Below are 17,014 nucleotides of genomic sequence, written 5' to 3' on the forward strand. Positions count from 1 at the left end.
GACGCCGAAAGTGACCACCCGCACCCCGCTCATGGCGGGCAACTGGAAGATGAACCTCAACCACCTCGAGGCCATCGCCCACGTCCAGAAGCTCGCCTTCGCGCTGACGGACAAGGACTTCGAGGCCTGCGAGGTCGCCGTCCTGCCGCCTTACACCGACCTGCGCTCCGTCCAGACGCTCGTCGACGGCGACAAGCTGAAGATCAAGTACGGTGCCCAGGACCTCTCGGCCCACGAGTCGGGTGCCTACACCGGTGAGATCTGCGGTGCCTTCCTCGCCAAGCTGAACTGCTCGTACGTGACCGTCGGCCACTCCGAGCGCCGCCAGTACCACGGCGAGGACGAGCCGCTCGTCAACGCCAAGGTCAAGGCCGCCTTCGCGCACGACCTCACGCCGATCCTCTGCGTCGGCGAGGAGCTCTCCGTCCGCGAGGCGGACCAGCACGTCGCCCACACGCTCGCCCAGGTCGACGGCGCGCTCAAGGACGTCCCCGCCGAGCAGGCCGCCACCATCGTGATCGCCTACGAGCCGGTGTGGGCCATCGGCACGGGCAAGACGTGCGGTGCCGAGGACGCGCAGGAGGTCTGCGGCGCAATCCGCGGACGTCTCGCCGAGCTGTACGACCAGGAGCTGGCCGACAAGGTCCGCATCCAGTACGGCGGCTCCGTGAAGTCGGGCAACGTCGCACAGATCATGGCGCAGCCCGACATCGACGGTGCGCTGGTGGGCGGTGCCTCGCTCGACGCGGAGGAGTTCGTCAAGATCGTGCGCTTCCGCGACCAGTAGGTCCGTACGGCACGGGCCCCGGCGGGCCCGTGCCGGCACCGGCCCTGCGGCAGGCGCATGACGGCGGGCGGCAGCCCGTCGTACCCTGTCGGGGGCCGGGCCGGTGCCCGTCCAGAGATGCAGAAGTCTTCCGAACTGTCCGAGAGAGTTGGTCCAGCCGTGATCATGGGGTTCTCAATCGCCCTCATCGTCTTCAGCGCACTGGGGGTGCTGCTGGTCCTGATGCACAAGGGGAAGGGCGGCGGCCTCTCCGACATGTTCGGCGGCGGCATGCAGTCGTCCGTCGGCGGCTCCTCGGTCGCCGAGCGCAACCTGTCGCGGCTCACCGTGGCGGTGGGTCTGATCTGGTTCGCCATCATCGTGGTGCTCGGCCTGCTGATGAAGCTGGAGACCTGATCGGGACCTTCGGCGAGTAGCCGGAACCCCGCCGTCCACGGGGCGGCGGGACCTGCCACAGGCCTTGCAAGAACCGCCGCAAGTCGGCGTGCCCGGCCTATCATGAGGCTCGCGTCCGGACCGACGCAGTAACTCCGGTCACTGGACGCGCGTTGGGCCCTACGTACACTAGGGCGCCCCCGCAGCGGAGCTCGTTACCGATGCTCCGCAGCACCGTGAGGCAGGGAGTTACGACCGTGGCAAGTGGCAACGCGATCCGGGGAAGCCGGGTCGGAGCGGGGCCGATGGGGGAGGCCGAGCGCGGCGAGTCCGCCCCGCGCCTGCGCATCTCCTTCTGGTGCTCCAACGGGCACGAGACCCAGCCCAGCTTCGCCAGCGACGCGCAGGTCCCGGACACCTGGGACTGCCCGCGCTGCGGATTCCCGGCCGGCACGGACCAGGACAACCCGCCGGACCCGCCCCGCACGGAGCCGTACAAGACGCATCTGGCATACGTGCGGGAGCGGCGCAGCGACGAGGACGGCGAGGCGATCCTGGCCGAGGCGCTGGCCAAGCTCCGCGGCGAACTCTGACGTACACACGCTGCCGGGTCGGCCCGTCCTCACGGTCGGCATCCTCCGGCGCCGGTACGTTCCGGCGGGGTCACACGTCCCGTCCGAGGCCGCTCCGCTCCGTCTCCCACGGCTGCGCGGCCTCCTCACTGCCGAGCGGCGATCCCGTCGTCCGCCGGCCCACTGTCTTCTCCTGGGCAACGCCCGGGTGCGGCCCGGCCGCCACCGCCCATGCGGTGCGCGCGGCCGGGCCGACGGTCATCTAGGTTGGTGCGGCGGGCTCCGCACGAGATGAACCAGAGATCACGAGAAGACGGTGACGATCGCAGATGAACGCAGCACCCCGCACTCCGCTCGATCAACTGCCCGAGTGGCACGCGCTGGCAGAGCACCGAGAGGAGTTCGGCGGCACGCACCTGCGCGAACTGTTCGCGAAGGACGTCCGCCGAGCCGAGCGGTACGGCGTGCAGGTGGGCGACCTGCACATTGACTTCTCCAAGAACCTGGTCACCGACGACACGCTGCGGCTGCTCGGCGAGCTCGCCGCCGCGACCGGTGTCGAACCGCTGCGCGACGCGATGTTCCGCGGTGAGCGGATCAACGTCACCGAGGACCGCGCCGTGCTGCACACCGCGCTGCGCACCCCGGCCTCGGCGGCCGTCTCCACGGACGGCGAGAACGTCGTGCCGAAGGTGCACTCCGTCCTCATCAAGATGGGGGTGTTCTCCTCCAAGGTCCGCGACGGGCACTGGCTGGGGCACACCGGCAAGCGGATCCGCAACGTCGTCAACATCGGCATCGGCGGCTCCGACCTCGGTCCGAAGATGGCCTTCGAGGCGCTCCGGCCGTACACGAAGCGCGACATGACCTTCCGCTTCGTCTCGAACGTGGACGGTGCGGACCTGCACGAGGCGGTACGCGATCTCGACCCCGCCGAGACGCTCTTCATCGTGGCCTCGAAGACCTTCACCACCATCGAGACGATCACCAACGCGACAGCAGCGCGCAACTGGCTGCTCGCGGGGCTCGGCGGCGCGGAGGAAGCCGTCGCCAAGCACTTCGTGGCGGTCTCGACCAACGGCTCGAAGGTCTCCGAGTTCGGGATCGACACGGAGAACATGTTCGAGTTCTGGGACTGGGTCGGAGGGCGCTACTCCTACGACTCCGCCATCGGCCTCTCCCTCATGGTCGCCGTGGGCGCCGACCACTTCAACGAGATGCTCGCCGGCTTCCACCTCGTCGACGAGCACTTCCGCTGCGCGCCGATCGAGGCGAACGCGCCGATGCTGATGGGGCTGCTGGGCGTCTGGTACGGCGGCTTCTTCGACGCGCAGTCCCACGCGGTACTGCCTTACAGCCACTACTTCTCCCAGTTCACCGCCTATCTCCAGCAGCTCGACATGGAGTCGAACGGCAAGTCCACCCAGCGCGAGGGCGACCCCGTCAACTGGCAGACGGGGCCGGTCGTATGGGGCACGCCCGGCACGAACGGGCAGCACGCCTACTACCAACTGCTGCACCAGGGCACGAAGTTGATCCCGGCCGACCTCGTGGGTATCGCCCGGCCGGTGGAGGAGCTCGGCGAACTGGCCGGTCAGCACGATCTGTTGATGGCGAACCTCTTCGCGCAGGGCCAGGCGCTCGCCTTCGGCAAGACGGAGGACGAGGTACGGGCCGAGGGCGTCCCCGAGGAGCAGGTGCCGCACCGCACCTTCCCCGGCAACCGTCCGACGACGACGATCCTCGCCTCGGAGCTGTCGCCCGCAGTGCTCGGCCAGCTCGTGGCGCTGTACGAGCACAAGGTGTTCGTACAGGGCGCCGTATGGAACATCGACAGCTTCGACCAGTGGGGCGTCGAACTGGGCAAGGTCCTCGCGAAGCGCCTCGAACCCGCCCTGACCGGCGGGGAGGAGATCGAGGGGCTGGACGCGTCGACCCGGCAACTGGTCAGCCGCTACCGGCAGTTGCGCGGACGCTGAACGTGCGCACCTGACGCGCCGCCAGATCCCGTGTCGGCCCGGACGGTTCCAGGTCGGGGAGGCCGGGGTTCATGCTGCCTCTTCGTGGGTGCCTCCGGACGCCTGCGTGTGCGCCAGAGGGCCGGGGGCCCGGCCCGTCCGGGGCCGTGACCGCGACCGGGGCGTGACGGGGGCGGGTGGGGCGGTTCCGGGGCTCCGGCCGGACGGCGCGGAGCCCCGGTGGGCGCGGGACGGGGCTCAGTCCCGGGCCGAGCGGAGTTCGCGGGGCAGCAACGACGCCGCCGCCTCGTCCAGGAGCCAGCGTGTGCGCTCGCGTCCGCGGGCCCCGGCCGCCGGCGCGTCGGCCTCGTCCGGTGCCGTACCGCCGAGGAGACGGGCGACGGCCTCCGCCTTGTCCTCGCCGGCCGCGAGGAGCCATACCTCGCGTGCCGCGCGGATCGCGGGCATCGTGAGGGAGATCCGTTCCGGCGGCGGCTTCGGAGCGCCGCGCACGCCGACGACCGTGCGCTCCGTCTCCCGCACCCCGGCATGGCCCGGGAAGAGGGAGGCGACGTGCGTGTCCGGTCCGACGCCGAGCAGCAGCACGTCGAACGACGGGACGAGCGCGCCGGGGCCCTCCGGCCGCGCCGCCGCGGCGAGTTCCGCCGCGTACGCCTCGGCCGCGGCGTCGACGTCGTCACCGTGCTCCCCGCCGGCCGCCGGCATGGCGTGGACCCGCGCGGGATCGGCGGGAACCGCGTCGAGGAACGCCTCCCGTGCCTGCGTCACGTTGCGTTCGGGGTCGCCCTCCGGCAGGAACCGCTCGTCGCCCCACCACAGTTCGAGCCGGGAGAAGTCGACGGCGTCGCCCACGCCGGACGCGGCGAGCGCGGCGAGCAGGGCGTTGCCGTTGCGTCCGCCGGTGAGCACCACGGAGGCGGTGCCCCGTACACGCTGCCCCTCCGCGACGCGGGCGGCAAGCGCGGCGGCCGCCGTACGGGCCATCTCCTCCTTGCCGCCGTGGACCGCGACCTCGCGCGTGCCGCTCACTTCTTCGCCGCCCTCTTCGCGGGCGCCTTGGCGCTCTTCTTGGCGGCGGCGGTCTGCTTCGCCGTGTCCTTCTCCGGCTGTGCTTCGGCCTTCGCGCCCGTACGCGTACGGGCGTCGGCTCCGCCGCCGTTCCCGGAACCCCGGGCTCCGCCCTTGGCGCCCTTCCTGATCCCGTACTGGACGGCTGAGGCGTACGCCTCGTCCGGGTCGAGGCGCCGCAGCTCCTCGGCGATCAGCTCGGCGGTGCCGCGCCGGTGCAGCGCCACATGGCGGTCGGGCTGGCCCGGGACGGCGAGCTCGGCGAGGGAGCCGTCCGCCCTGTCCAGGCAGATCTCGCCCTGCGCGGTCTGCATCCGCACGGCCGTGATGCCGGGCCCCTCCGTGGCCTGCCGCTCGACCTTCACCTTGAGCCGCTCCGCCAGCCACGAGGCCAGCAGCTCGGCCGACGGGTTGTAGCTCTCGCCCTCCACCACGGCGGAGACCACCTTGGCGGACTGCTGGTCCAGTCCGGCCGCGAGGACGCTCCGCCAGGGCGTCAGGCGGGTCCAGGCGAGGTCCGTGTCGCCCGGCGCGTACGTCTCACCGCGCTCGGCGAGGGTGGCGAGCGGGTCCTCTGCGGCCGCGGCGTCCGTGATGCGGCGCTGGCCGAGGGTGCCGAGCATGTCCTCCGAGGGGTGCTCGGGCGGGTCCTCGGGCCACCAGACGACCACGGGGGCGTCCGGCAGCAGCAGCGGCAGTACGACGCTGTAGGCGTGGGACGCGAGTTCGCCGTGCAGCCGGAGCAGCACGGTCTCGCCCGTGCCGGAGTCGGTGCCCACCCGCACCTCGGCGTCGAGCCTGGCCATCGCGCGGTCGCGGGGCGAGCGGCCGGGACGGCGCACGACGACGAGGATGCGCGACGGATGCTCCTTGGACGCCTCGCTGGCGGCCCTCAGAGCGTCGTAGTGGTTGCCCTCGTCCGTGACGATGACGAGGGTCAGCACCATGCCGACGGCGGGCGAGCCGATCGCTCGCCGCGCCTTCACCAGGGTGGTGTTGATCTGGGACGAGGTGGTGTCCGTGAGGTCGATGTTCATGGCCGGCGCCAGCTCCGTCCGTCGCGTGCGAGCATCTCGTCGGCGGCCTGGGGACCCCAGGTGCCGGCCAGGTACTCCTCGGGCTTGCCGTGCTTCTCCCAGTAGCGTTCGACGGGGTCGAGGATCTCCCAGGAGCGCTCGACCTCCTGGTGGCGCGGGAAGAGGTTCGCGTCGCCGAGCAGGACGTCGAGGAGGAGCCGCTCGTATGCCTCCGGGCTGGACTCGGTGAAGGACTCGCCGTACGCGAAGTCCATGGTCACGTCCCGGATCTCCATCTGCGTCCCGGGCACCTTCGAGCCGAAGCGGATGGTGATGCCCTCGTCCGGCTGGACGCGGATGACCAGGGCGTTCTGCCCGAGCTCCTGCGTGTCGGTCGCGTCGAAGGGGGAGTGCGGCGCGCGCTGGAAGACGACGGCGATCTCGGTGACGCGCCGTCCGAGCCGCTTGCCGGTGCGCAGGTAGAACGGGACCCCCGCCCACCGGCGGTTGTCGATCTCCAGCCGCATGGCGGCGTAGGTGTCGGTCTTCGAGTGGGGGTCGATGCCCTCCTCCTCGAGGTATCCGCGCACCTTCTGGCCGCCCTGCCAGCTCGCCGTGTACTGGCCGCGCACCGTGTGCTTGCCCAGCTCGCGGGGGAGACGGACGGCGTTGAGCACCTTCAGCTTCTCCGTCACCAGCGCCTTGGCGCCGAAGGACGCGGGCTCCTCCATGGCCGTGAGGGCGAGAAGCTGCAGCAGGTGGTTCTGGATCACGTCACGGGCCGAGCCGATGCCGTCGTAGTAGCCGGCACGGCCGCCGATGCCGATGTCCTCGGCCATGGTGATCTGCACGTGGTCGACGTAGCTGCGGTTCCAGAGCGGTTCGAACATCGTGTTGGCGAACCGCAGCGCGAGGATGTTCTGGACGGTCTCCTTGCCGAGGTAGTGGTCGATGCGGAAGACCTGGTCCGGCTTGAAGACGCCGTGCACGACCGCGTTGAGCTCCTGCGCGCTGCGCAGGTCGTGCCCGAAGGGCTTCTCGATGACGGCCCTGCGCCAGGACCCTTCCCCGCCCTCGGAGAGGCCGTGCTTCTTCAGCTGGGAGACGACCGTGGGGAAGAACTTGGGAGGCACGGAGAGGTAGAAGGCGAAGTTGCCGCCCGTGCCGCGGGACTTGTCCAGCTCCTCGATCGTGGCCTTGAGGGTCTGGAAGGCGTCGTCGTCGTCGAACACGCCGGGCACGAAGCGCATCCCCTGCGAGAGCTGCTGCCAGACCTCCTCGCGGAACGGCGTACGCGCGTGCTCCTTCACGGCGTCGTGCACGACCTGCGTGAAGTCCTCGTGCTCCCAGTCGCGGCGCGCGAAGCCCACGAGGGAGAAGCCCGGCGGGAGCAGGCCCCGGTTCGCGAGGTCGTAGACGGCCGGCATCAGCTTTTTACGTGACAAATCACCCGTGACGCCGAAGATGACCAGACCCGACGGCCCCGCGATGCGCGGGAGCCGCCGGTCCAGTGCGTCACGCAGCGGATTGGCTGCGTACTCCAACTCGCTTACGCCTCCTTCGGCGTGAGGCGCTTGAGCTCCGCCTCGGTGGACGCGAGCAACTCGTTCCAGGACGCCTCGAACTTCTCGACGCCCTCGTCCTCCAGCACCTGCACGACGTCGTCGTAGGAGATGCCGAGCTTGCCGACGGCGTCCAGGACGGCCTTCGCGTCCGCGTAGGAGGCGCGGACCGTGTCACCGGTGATCTCGCCGTGGTCGCCGACGGCACGGAGCGTGGCCTCCGGCATGGTGTTGACCGTGTTGGGCGCGACCAGCTCGGTGACGTAGAGCGTGTCCGGCAGTGAGGGGTCCTTCACGCCCGTGGAAGCCCACAGCGGGCGCTGGCCGTTGGCGCCGGCGCGCTCCAGGGTCTGCCAGCGCTCGGAGGGCTCGACGGAGCCGTCGGCGCTGCCGAAGACCTCCTCGTAGGCCTGGTAGGCGAGCCGGGCGTTGGCGACGGCGGACTTGCTCTTCAGCTCGCGGGCCTCGTCGGTGCCCACCGCGTCGAGGCGCTTGTCGATCTCCGTGTCCACGCGGGAGACGAAGAAGGACGCCACGGAGTGGATCGTCGAGAGGTCCATCCCGAGCGACTTGGCCTTCTCGAGGCCCGACAGGTAGGCGTCGATGACCTCCCGGTACCGGTCCAGGGAGAAGATCAGCGTCACGTTGACGCTGATGCCCTTCCCGACGGTCTCGGTGATCGCCGGCAGTCCGTTCTTCGTGGCCGGGATCTTGATGAAGGCGTTGGGGCGGTCCACGAGCCAGGCCAGCTGGCGGGCCTCCGCGACGGTCGCCTTGGTGTTGTGCGCCAGCCGCGGGTCGACCTCGATGGAGACCCGGCCGTCCTTGCCGCCGGTGGCCTCGTAGACGGGGCGCATCACGTCGGCGGCGTCCCGCACGTCGGCGGCGGTGATCATGCGCAGGGCCTCGTCGACGGTGACGCCGCGGGCGGCGAGGTCGGAGACCTGCTGGTCGTACTTCTCGTCGGACGAGATGGCCTTCTGGAAGATCGTCGGGTTCGTGGTGATGCCCACCACGTGGTGCTCGTCGATGAGTTCGCCGAGGTGCCCCGAGCTGATCTTGTGCCGAGACAGGTCATCCAGCCAGATCGCGACGCCTTCGTCGGAGAGGCGCTTGAGAGCGTCTGTCATGTGAATGCATCTCCTGCTTGTCGTAGCTTTCGCAGCTGTTCGGGTACGGGCCTCAGCGGCTCACGGCCGCCAGGGACTCCTTCGCGGCGTTCACGACGGCCTCGGCGGTGAGGCCGAACTCCCGGTAGAGCGTCTTGTAGTCGGCGGAGGCGCCGTAGTGCTCCAGCGAGACGATCCGGCCGGCGTCCCCCACGTAACGGTGCCAGGTCAGGCCCACCGCCGCCTCGACGGCGACACGCGCACGCACGGTCGGCAGCAGCACCGAGTCCCGGTACGCCTGGTCCTGCTCCTCGAACCACTCCACCGACGGCATGGAGACGACGCGCGTGCGCACGCCCTCCGACTGCAGTGCCTCGCGCGCCTCGACCGCGAGCTGCACCTCGGAACCCGTGCCGATGAGGATGACCTGCGGCTCCCCGTCCTCGGCCTCGAACATCACGTAACCGCCCTTGACGGCCTCGTGGTTGGGCTCGTAGGTCGGCACGTTCTGCCGTGTCAGGGCGAGGCCGTGCGGCGCGGGGTTCTCGGTGTGGCGGCGCATGATCTCGCCCCACGCGAGCGACGTCTCGTTGGCGTCCGCGGGACGGACGATGTTGAGACCCGGGATAGTGCGCAGCGCGGGCAGGTGCTCGACCGGCTGGTGGGTCGGGCCGTCCTCGCCGAGGCCGATGGAGTCATGCGTCCAGACGTACGTCACCGGCGCCTTCATCAGCGCGGCGAGACGGACGGCGGGACGCATGTAGTCGGAGAAGGTGAGGAAAGTGCCGCCGTACACGCGGGTGTTGCCGTGCAGCGCGATGCCGTTCATGGTCGCGCCCATGGAGTGCTCGCGGATGCCGTAGTGCACGGTGCGGCCGTAAGGGTCGGCCCCCGGCAGCGGGTTGCCCTCCGGCAGGAACGAACTCTCGGCGAAGGACGTGTTGTTGGAGCCCGCGAGGTCGGCCGAACCGCCCCACAGCTCCGGGATCCTGGGGCCGAGCGCCTTCAGCACGGCACCCGACGCCTTGCGGGTGGCCATGTCCTTGCCGGGCTCGAAGGACGGCAGGGCCTCCTCCCAGCCGGCGGGCAGTTCACCCGCGCGGATGCGGTCGAGCTCGGCGGCGCGCTTCGGGTCGGCGGAACGCCACTCGGCGAAGCGCTTGTCCCACGCCGCCCGCGACTCCCGTCCCCGGTCCCACGCCTTGCGGACGTGCTCGAGGACGTCCTGGTCGACCTGGAAGTGCTGCTCGGGGTCGAAGCCGAGGACCTTCTTGGTCTCGGCGACCTCTTCCTCGCCCAGCGCCGCGCCGTGCGAGGCGCCCGTGTTCTGGGCGTTGGGGGCGGGCCAGGCGATGATGGAGCGCACGGCGATGAACGAGGGACGGCCCGTCTCGGCCTTCGCCGCCTTGAACGCCTTGTACAGCGCCTTCGGGTCGAGGTCGCCGTTGGGTAGCGGGTCGACGCGCTGTACGTGCCAGCCGTAGGACTCGTACCGCTTGACCGTGTCCTCGGAGAAGGCCGTCGCGGTGTCGCCCTCGATGGAGATGTGGTTGTCGTCCCACAGGACGACCAGATTGCCGAGCTTCTGGTGGCCCGCGAGGGAGGAAGCCTCCCCGGAGACGCCCTCCTGGAGGTCGCCGTCGCTGGCGAACGCCCAGATGGTGTGGTCGAAGAGGGACTCGCCCGCCGCGGGCTCCGGGTCGAAGAGGCCGCGCTCGTAGCGTGCCGCCATCGCCATGCCGACAGCGTTGGCCAGACCCTGCCCCAGCGGTCCCGTCGTCGTCTCCACGCCGACCGTGTGGCCGTGCTCCGGGTGGCCGGGGGTCTTGCTGCCCCAGGTGCGGAAGCTCTTCAGGTCGTCCAGCTCCAGGCCGTAGCCCGCGAGGTAGAGCTGGATGTAGAGGGTCAGGCTGGAGTGGCCCACGGAGAGGACGAAGCGGTCCCGGCCGGGCCAGTCGGGGTCGGAGGGGTCGTGGCGCATCAGCTTCTGGAAGACCAGGTAGGCCGCCGGGGCCAGCGCCATGGCCGTGCCGGGGTGGCCGTTGCCGACCTTCTGCACGGAATCCATCGCCAGGACTCGGACGGTGTCTACAGCCCGCTGGTCCAGATCGGTCCACTCGAGGTCTGTCGTGGTCGGCTTGGTGCTCACCCTGCGTCAGGGCTCCTCTCCACATGTCGATGACCGGTGCAGTTGCGCTCACCGGCGGGGACGAGCGTACCCCTGTGCCAGGCGCGCACTTCCGGGTGTTGTCACGACGGGCGCACCCACTCTTACAACCGAAACAGGACAAGAGGGATTCCTGCCGGGGCCCTACCCGTGTACCCGCGCAGCCCGCCCCGTACCGGCCGCGGAACGGCCGAACGGGCACCGCGGCGACCTGCCGGAACGCGGATGCCCCGCGCCCGCCGCGGAGTGGGGGCGCGTACACGCGGGACGGACGGGGCGTCGCGGCCAACACGGCCCCCGGGCGGAGGCGCAAACATGGCGCCGTCTAAAGTGGCGTGGTACGCGCGGGCTTTACGGACTCCGGCCGTAGACACGCCCGCTTTTATTTGAAGTGATCAGGGGTGTTCGTGACGGCCGTCGGTTCCCGTTCCGCGGGGGTGCTTGACCAGAGCGCCGCGCACCGGTCGTTCGGCGCTCGCGCCATGGCGTTCGTGGCGCTGACGAAGCCCCGCATCATCGAGCTCCTGCTCATCACCACGATCCCGGTGATGTTCCTCGCGGCGCAGGGCGTTCCGGATCTGTCGCTGGTCGTCGTCACCTGCGTCGGCGGGTACCTCTCGGCGGGCGGCGCCAACGCGCTGAACATGTACGCCGACCGCGACATCGACGCCCTGATGCACCGCACCGAGAACCGCCCGCTGGTGACGGGCATCGTCTCGCCCCGCGAGGGTCTCGTCTTCGGCCTCGCCCTGGCGGTGGGCTCGACCCTGTGGTTCGGGCTGCTCGTCAACTGGCTCTCCGCGGCGCTCTCCCTGGGTGCGCTGCTCTTCTACGTCCTCGTCTACACGCTGGTCCTCAAGCGGCGCACCTCGCAGAACATCGTGTGGGGCGGCATCGCCGGCTGCATGCCCGTCCTCATCGGCTGGACGGCGGTGAAGAACGAGCTGAGCTGGGCGGCAGTCGTCCTCTTCCTCGTCATCTTCTTCTGGACGCCGCCGCACTACTGGCCGCTGTCGATGAAGGTCCGGGAGGACTACGCGCGCGTCGGCGTCCCGATGCTGCCCGTCGTCGCGGGCAACAGGGCTGTGGCCCGTCAGATCGTGCTCTACAGCTGGGTGATGGTCGCCGTCTCGCTGCTGCTGTGGCCGCTGGGCTACGTCGGGTGGTTCTACACGAGCGTCGCGCTGGCGGCGGGCGGCTGGTGGCTGTGGGAGGCACACGCGCTGCACTCCCGGGCGAAGGCGGGTGCGGCGGGCGCGAAGCTGAAGGAGATGCGCCTCTTCCACTGGTCGATCACGTACGTGTCGCTGCTGTTCGTCGCCGTCGCGGTCGACCCCTTCCTGCGCTGAGCGCCGAGAGTGTGAAGCCGAGCGCCGGCGCGGTACGCCCGGCCCGGCCCTCGTTCACCGCTCCGCTTCTGCGCTGTCCCATGGTCACGTCTCGTGGGCCCCTGCGTCCGGGCCGGACAGCGCGAAGGGCCCGGACCTGTGACGGCGGCCCGGGCCTCGTCCGCGGCGCGAGCGTCGCACGGCCGCCCGCGTGAGGCGTCAGGTGGTCAGCTGACGCGCGTGAGGCGTCAGGTGGTCAGCTGACGGACGAGCCGCCGACCTGGATGCCCGCCATGCGGCTCCATTCGTACGGACCCGTCCTGACCTTCTCCGCCATCTCGCCGTCGAAGGCCTCGCGAACGGTGATGCCCGCGCTCTCGGCGGCCTGCTTCGCGCTGTCGACCGACGGCGCCATCAGGTCGCCCCAGGTCCCGTCGGCCCCCACCAGGACGATGCGGGCGCCCGTCTGCCCCACGTAGGCGATCTGTCCCTCCGCGCTGCCGCCGTGGGACTGCGCGAACTTGGTGATCTCCCTGGCGAGCTTCGCGGCCCGCTTGCTCGTGTCTGCCATGCCCCCGATGCTACCGGCGGGTATATGACCTGGCCACGGCCGTTCTCCGTGCGAGATCCATGCCACACCGCGTTCCCGGGTCCGTCGCCGCGTCCGCCGACGGTCCCAGGGCGACACCGCGGGCGTCTCCGGCCGTTAGGGCCTGTCTGACAAATCCCGCCTGGCTCGCGCCGCCTGGCACGCACGTCTGCTGCGTTGTGGGACCGACCGAGTAGCCCACTACCAGGACGGACCTCCGCCTTGCATCCGCACGCACCAGACGACGCGAGCCCCGCCCTCCGGGCGAACGGCGCCATTTGTCAGACAGCCCCTAGTCCTACCGGACGAGGAGGCGCGGATGACGGCCGTCATGCCGGTGTGCGGACCCGGGCTCCCACCCGGAGGCGACGAGGACGGAGCCCCCGGGCGGCACCTGACGGGACGGGCACCGGAACGTCCAGTGCTCCGGGGCGCCGAGGTGCTCGTCGACCAGTGCAGCCACGGCGTGCTCCACGGCGACCTCGGCCTCGGCACCTTCGAGGCCCACCTGGCCGCCGCCACCGGAAGCGAGATCCCCGCCGGCGGAACGCTGTTCGACAGCCGCACCGGTCTTGCTCTGCGCCGCTGGTGCCCCCCGCTGCTCGACCTGGAGCCGCACTGCTCGCCGGCGCGCTACCTCGCCCGCCGGCGGGAGATGGGGGCGTACGCGGCGGGGCGGGCGCTGCTGCGGGGCAGCGGCATCGGCGGCTTCCTTGGTGGAGAGCGGCGGCGCGAACCGATCCGCAAGAAGAACTGAGGCCGGTCCCTACGGTCTGACATCGGCACGCGAGACGGCCGCGGTCGCGGCGGGCACGGCACGCGAGACGGTCTCCCTCCGCGCCCTGGCCGAGCAGGCCGCGGACACCTCCGGGTCGGTCCGGGCGTTCGTGCGCGAAACCGCCGAGGCCCTGCACGCGGCCGCGCGGAGCGCCGCCGCCTTCTCCTGCCCCGCCGACTTCAGGGACGAGCGGCCGCCGGGCCTCGCGGAAGTGCACCGCGCGGCCGGCCGCTGGCTCGCGGCACGCGGGCAGGCGCTGACGCCTGCCGGAGCCGGCGCGGACACCGATCCGGCCGTGGCCGGGAACTCGCTGCTCAGGGAGCCCGTCCTCCTCCGCCACCTGCTGTGGAGCGCGCTGGTCACCCGGCGGCCGGTGCAGCTGCACGTCGGTGACCCCGCTCAGCTCGAACGCTTCCTTCACGCCACGCGTGGACTCGGCAGCGACGCGGTGGTACTGACGAGGCCCCCGTACCACCGGCTCGCGGCCGGGCTGGCCGCAGGACATCCCCACGTGTACGCGGACGTCGGCCCCGCGCCCGCCGAGACGCTGGCGGAGGCGCCGTTCGGGAAGCTGCTGTTCACCTCGCACGCGCGGGCGCTGCCCGAGCTGTACGTACTGAGGGCATGCGCGTTCGTGCAGGCGCTGCGGGAGGTACTGGCGGAGTGGACCGCCGACGGAAGCTGCACGCGTGAGGACGCGGTGCGCATCGCCCGGAGCGTCGCGGGCGGCAACGCCCTGCGGATCTACGGCTTCGACGAAGCCGCGGCGGGCTGATCCCTCTCGCCGGCGGCGGACGCCTCGGCGGCGCGAACACCGGCCGCCGGCCCGGCAGCAGGGCGCGGGGAGTCCGGCAGCGCCGTGTCTTCCTCTCCGCTCTCCGCGGACCGCGCCGTCGGCCCGCCCTGCGGGGGCGTTCCGCGCTCACGCACCGACAGCAGAACCCGCAGGACCGCGATCCAGACCAGCGCGGATCCCAGCAGATGCGTCCCTACCAGGATCTCTGGAAGCTCCGTGAAGTACTGCGCGTAGCCGATGACGCCTTGCGCCAGCAGGACGACCAGCAGGTCGCGGGTGCGTCCGCAGGGCCTCGCCGGGGCGTCGACCGCGCGCAGCACGAGCCACAGCACGAGCGTGAGGCCGACGACCAGCCACGCCAGGGCGGAGTGCACCTGCGTGACCGTCCTCCAGTCGACCGGCATCCGGGGCACCTGGCTGCTGTCGCCGGCGTGCGGCCCGGCGCCCGTCACGACGGTGCCGGCGGCGATCAGCACGGCGGTGAGGGCCGTCAGCACCCGCACGAGCTGCTTCAGCCGCACGCCCACCAGCGGCCGAGGCCGCTCGTCGCCCTCCCTGGCGCGCAGCCACGTGAGCGTGGCGACGGTCAGCAGCCCGGTCGCGAGCAGGAAGTGCCCGGCGACGGTGTACGGGTTGAGCTCGGTCAGCACCGTGATCCCGCCCATGACGGCGTTGGCCACCACGAGCCAGAACTGCGACCACGCGAGGCGGCTCAGCCCGCGCCTGCGCGGCTTGGCCGCGCGGGAGGCGACGATGGCCCAGCCGACGGCGGCGCTGAGCACGTACGTCAGCATCCGGTTGCCGAACTCGATCGCGCCGTGCACGCCCATCTCCGACGTGGCGTACAGGCTGTCGCTGCTGCACTTCGGCCACGTGTCGCAGCCCAGCCCGGAGCCGGTGAGCCGGACGGCGCCGCCGGTCACGATGATGAAGACGCTCATGAGGAGCGCGGCGAGGGCGGCCCGCTGGAGGACCCGCTGCGACGGGGTCCAGCGTGCGGCGACGTACGCGACGGGGTTGCGTACGAGTTCGAGCAGTTTCGGCACGGGAACATCGTACGGGCGCGCTTGTGCGCGCGTTCACGAGGGTCCCGCAGCCGGGCCGCGGCCCGTTGCACCTGCTCTGTCAGCCCGCGGCGCCGCGCTCCGGCGTGGCCGCCGCGCCGGCCTCCGTCACTCCCACCTGAACCAGCGTGCCGCTGCGGCCAGGCCGGCCGCGGCCCAGACCGCGAGGACGCACAGATCGCCCCAGGGCATGCCCGCCCCGTGCTGCAGCACGTCGCGGAGGCCGCCGGACAGCGCGGCGATGGGAAGCAGTTCGAGCACACTCTGTACGGCGCCGGGGAACTTGCCCAGCGGCACGATCACGCCGCCGCCCACCAGCAGCAGGACGAAGATCAGGTTAGCGGCCGCGAGCGTCGCCTCCGCCCGTACCGTCCCGGCCAGCAGGAGCCCGAGGCCGGAGAACGCCGCGGTGCCGAGGACGAGCAGCAGCGCCGCCGGCAGCAGGCCGCCGCGAGGCGACCAGCCGAGCAGAAGCGCGACGGTTGCCAGCAGAGCCACCTGCAGCACTTCGATGACGAGCACGGAGCACGTCTTGGCCGCCATGAGGGCCCAGCGGGGGAGCGGGGAGAGCGCGAGGCGCTTCAGCACCCCGTAGCGGCGCTCGAAGCCGGTCGAGATGGCCTGACCGGTGAAGGCGGTGGAGAGCACGGCCAGCGCGAGGATTCCGGGCGCCAGGAAGTCCACCGGCGGACCGCCGCCCGTCTCGACGACGTCGACCGTGCTGAAGAGCACCAGAAGCAGCGCAGGGATGACGACGGTCAGCAGCAGCTGCTCGCCGTGGCGCAGCAGCATCCGTGTCTCCAGGGCGGCCTGCGCGCGGATCATGCGCCCCAGGGGCGCCGCCCCCGGAGCGGGGGTGAAGGTGCCGACGCTCACGACCGAAGCTCCTTGCCGGTGAGTTCCAGGAAGACGTCCTCCAGCGTGCGGCGCTCGACGGAGATGCGGTCGGGCATGACGCCGTGCTGCGCGCACCAGGACGTGACGGTGGCCAGCAGCTGGGGGTCGACGGTGCCGGTGACGCGGTAGCCGCCCGGCACGAGTTCGGCCGCCGCCGTGTCGTCGGGGAGCGCCTTGAGCAGGGAGGCGAGGTCGAGCCCCGGGCGTCCGGTGAAGCGCAGCGAGTTCTCGGCTCCGCCGCGGCACAGCTCCTCGGGGCTGCCCTGCGCGACGATCCGGCCGCCGTCGACGACGGCCACGTCATCGGCCAGCTCCTCGGCCTCGTCCATGTGGTGCGTCGTGAGCACGGCCGTCACCCCGTCGTTGCGCAGGGCGCGGACCAGCTCCCAGGTGGCGCGGCGGGCCTGCGGGTCGAGGCCGGCGGTGGGCTCGTCGAGGAAGACCAGCTCGGGGCGGCCCACGACGGCCATGGCCAGGGCGAGGCGCTGCTGCTGGCCGCCGGAGAGCCGCCGGTAGGGCGTGCGCCCGCAGCCGTCGAGGCCGAGCCCTTCGACGAGCGCCGTGACGTCCAGCGGATCGGCGTGGAGCGACGCCATGTGGCGCAGCATCTCCTCCGCCCGGGCGCCGGGGTAGACGCCTCCGCTCTGCAGCATGACGCCGATGCGGGGGCGCAGCCGGGCGGCATCGGCGGCGGGGTCCAGGCCGAGCACGCGGACGGTGCCGCTGTCTGCTCTGCGGTAGCCCTCGCAGATCTCGACGGTCGTGGTCTTTCCCGCGCCGTTGGGGCCGAGGACCGCCGTGACGGTGCCGTAGGGGACGACGAGGTCGAGGCCGTCCACCGCTCTCTTCGCGCCGTACCGCTTCGTCAGCCCCGATACCTCGAGTGCCGCCCCTCCGCTTCCCATACGGGGGAGTCTAAGGAGCGGA

14 protein-coding genes and 1 pseudogene are annotated in these 17,014 nt (G+C 71.5%); 6 read left to right on the forward strand and 9 right to left on the reverse strand.

Translation table 11 applies throughout. From position 1 onward, the window contains the following. The first annotated feature begins 10 nt into the window (after positions 1–10). The 4 genes from tpiA (at position 11) to pgi (ending at position 3,713) form a co-directional block, all read left to right on the forward strand. Complete coding sequence (gene tpiA / locus IEY56_RS16505; RefSeq protein WP_189037954.1) at positions 11–787, forward strand: triose-phosphate isomerase; 777 nt, start codon at positions 11–13, stop codon at positions 785–787. A 165-nt stretch (positions 788–952) separates the two neighbouring features. Continuing rightward, the gene (secG, locus tag IEY56_RS16510) at positions 953–1,183 is read left to right on the forward strand and encodes a preprotein translocase subunit SecG (protein WP_045864430.1); all 231 of its coding nucleotides are present in this window, start codon (positions 953–955) and stop codon (positions 1,181–1,183) included. Positions 1,184–1,419: 236 nt separating this feature from the next. Further along, positions 1,420–1,755: an RNA polymerase-binding protein RbpA gene (locus IEY56_RS16515; RefSeq protein ID WP_074467830.1), complete on the forward strand. Its 336-nt coding sequence runs from the start codon at positions 1,420–1,422 to the stop codon at positions 1,753–1,755. A 308-nt stretch (positions 1,756–2,063) separates the two neighbouring features. Then, on the forward strand, positions 2,064–3,713 hold the full coding sequence (gene pgi, locus IEY56_RS16525) for a glucose-6-phosphate isomerase (RefSeq protein WP_189037956.1): 1,650 nt from the start codon (positions 2,064–2,066) through the stop codon (positions 3,711–3,713). A 237-nt stretch (positions 3,714–3,950) separates the two neighbouring features. Here the strand turns inward: pgi and pgl are convergent, their stop codons facing one another. Genes pgl through tkt form a run of 5 tightly spaced genes read right to left on the reverse strand, consistent with a single transcriptional unit; the run spans position 3,951 to position 10,617 of the window. Beyond that, a complete protein-coding gene (gene pgl, locus IEY56_RS16530; RefSeq protein WP_189037957.1) occupies positions 3,951–4,742 on the reverse strand; it encodes a 6-phosphogluconolactonase in 792 nt (263 codons plus the stop codon). Beyond that, positions 4,739–5,818 (reverse strand): glucose-6-phosphate dehydrogenase assembly protein OpcA, encoded by a 1,080-nt coding sequence (gene opcA / locus IEY56_RS16535; protein WP_189037958.1) that lies wholly within the window; start codon positions 5,816–5,818, stop codon positions 4,739–4,741. The genes pgl and opcA overlap by 4 nt, the downstream gene beginning before the upstream one ends. After that, the gene (gene zwf, locus IEY56_RS16540; RefSeq protein ID WP_045864280.1) at positions 5,815–7,341 is read right to left on the reverse strand and encodes a glucose-6-phosphate dehydrogenase; all 1,527 of its coding nucleotides are present in this window, start codon (positions 7,339–7,341) and stop codon (positions 5,815–5,817) included. The genes opcA and zwf overlap by 4 nt, the downstream gene beginning before the upstream one ends. Before the next feature lie 5 nt (positions 7,342–7,346). After that, complete coding sequence (gene tal, locus IEY56_RS16545; RefSeq protein ID WP_189037959.1) at positions 7,347–8,489, reverse strand: transaldolase; 1,143 nt, start codon at positions 8,487–8,489, stop codon at positions 7,347–7,349. Positions 8,490–8,541: 52 nt separating this feature from the next. Continuing rightward, the gene (gene tkt, locus IEY56_RS16550) at positions 8,542–10,617 is read right to left on the reverse strand and encodes a transketolase (RefSeq protein ID WP_189037960.1); all 2,076 of its coding nucleotides are present in this window, start codon (positions 10,615–10,617) and stop codon (positions 8,542–8,544) included. Positions 10,618–11,042: 425 nt separating this feature from the next. Here tkt and IEY56_RS16555 point away from each other — a divergent pair, with 425 nt between their 5' ends. Continuing rightward, positions 11,043–11,984: a heme o synthase gene (locus IEY56_RS16555; protein WP_189037961.1), complete on the forward strand. Its 942-nt coding sequence runs from the start codon at positions 11,043–11,045 to the stop codon at positions 11,982–11,984. Positions 11,985–12,219: 235 nt separating this feature from the next. On the opposite strand, the gene IEY56_RS16560 is transcribed toward IEY56_RS16555, so the two are convergent. After that, positions 12,220–12,534, reverse strand: a complete 315-nt coding sequence (locus IEY56_RS16560) for a hypothetical protein (RefSeq protein WP_189037962.1) — start codon at positions 12,532–12,534, stop codon at positions 12,220–12,222. Between the two features lie 337 nt (positions 12,535–12,871). Between IEY56_RS16560 and IEY56_RS16565 the strand changes: the two are divergent. Continuing rightward, positions 12,872–14,105 (forward strand): annotated as a pseudogene (locus IEY56_RS16565) (amidohydrolase). Here IEY56_RS16565 and IEY56_RS16570 read toward each other — a convergent pair. From IEY56_RS16570 to IEY56_RS16580, 3 genes are all read right to left on the reverse strand, one after another. Further along, complete coding sequence (locus tag IEY56_RS16570; RefSeq protein ID WP_189037963.1) at positions 14,075–15,172, reverse strand: COX15/CtaA family protein; 1,098 nt, start codon at positions 15,170–15,172, stop codon at positions 14,075–14,077. The pseudogene IEY56_RS16565 and the gene IEY56_RS16570 sit on opposite strands and share 31 nt — an antisense overlap. A 126-nt stretch (positions 15,173–15,298) precedes the next feature. Further along, entirely contained in the window at positions 15,299–16,015 is a 717-nt protein-coding gene (locus IEY56_RS16575) for an ABC transporter permease (RefSeq protein WP_189038065.1), read from the reverse strand. Between the two features lie 47 nt (positions 16,016–16,062). Continuing rightward, positions 16,063–16,992: an ABC transporter ATP-binding protein gene (locus IEY56_RS16580; RefSeq protein ID WP_189037964.1), complete on the reverse strand. Its 930-nt coding sequence runs from the start codon at positions 16,990–16,992 to the stop codon at positions 16,063–16,065. Between the last annotated feature and the right edge of the window lie 22 nt (positions 16,993–17,014).

It is taken from the genome of Streptomyces daqingensis (genome assembly GCF_014645895.1).
In the GTDB taxonomy this organism is placed as follows: domain Bacteria; phylum Actinomycetota; class Actinomycetes; order Streptomycetales; family Streptomycetaceae; genus Streptomyces; species Streptomyces daqingensis.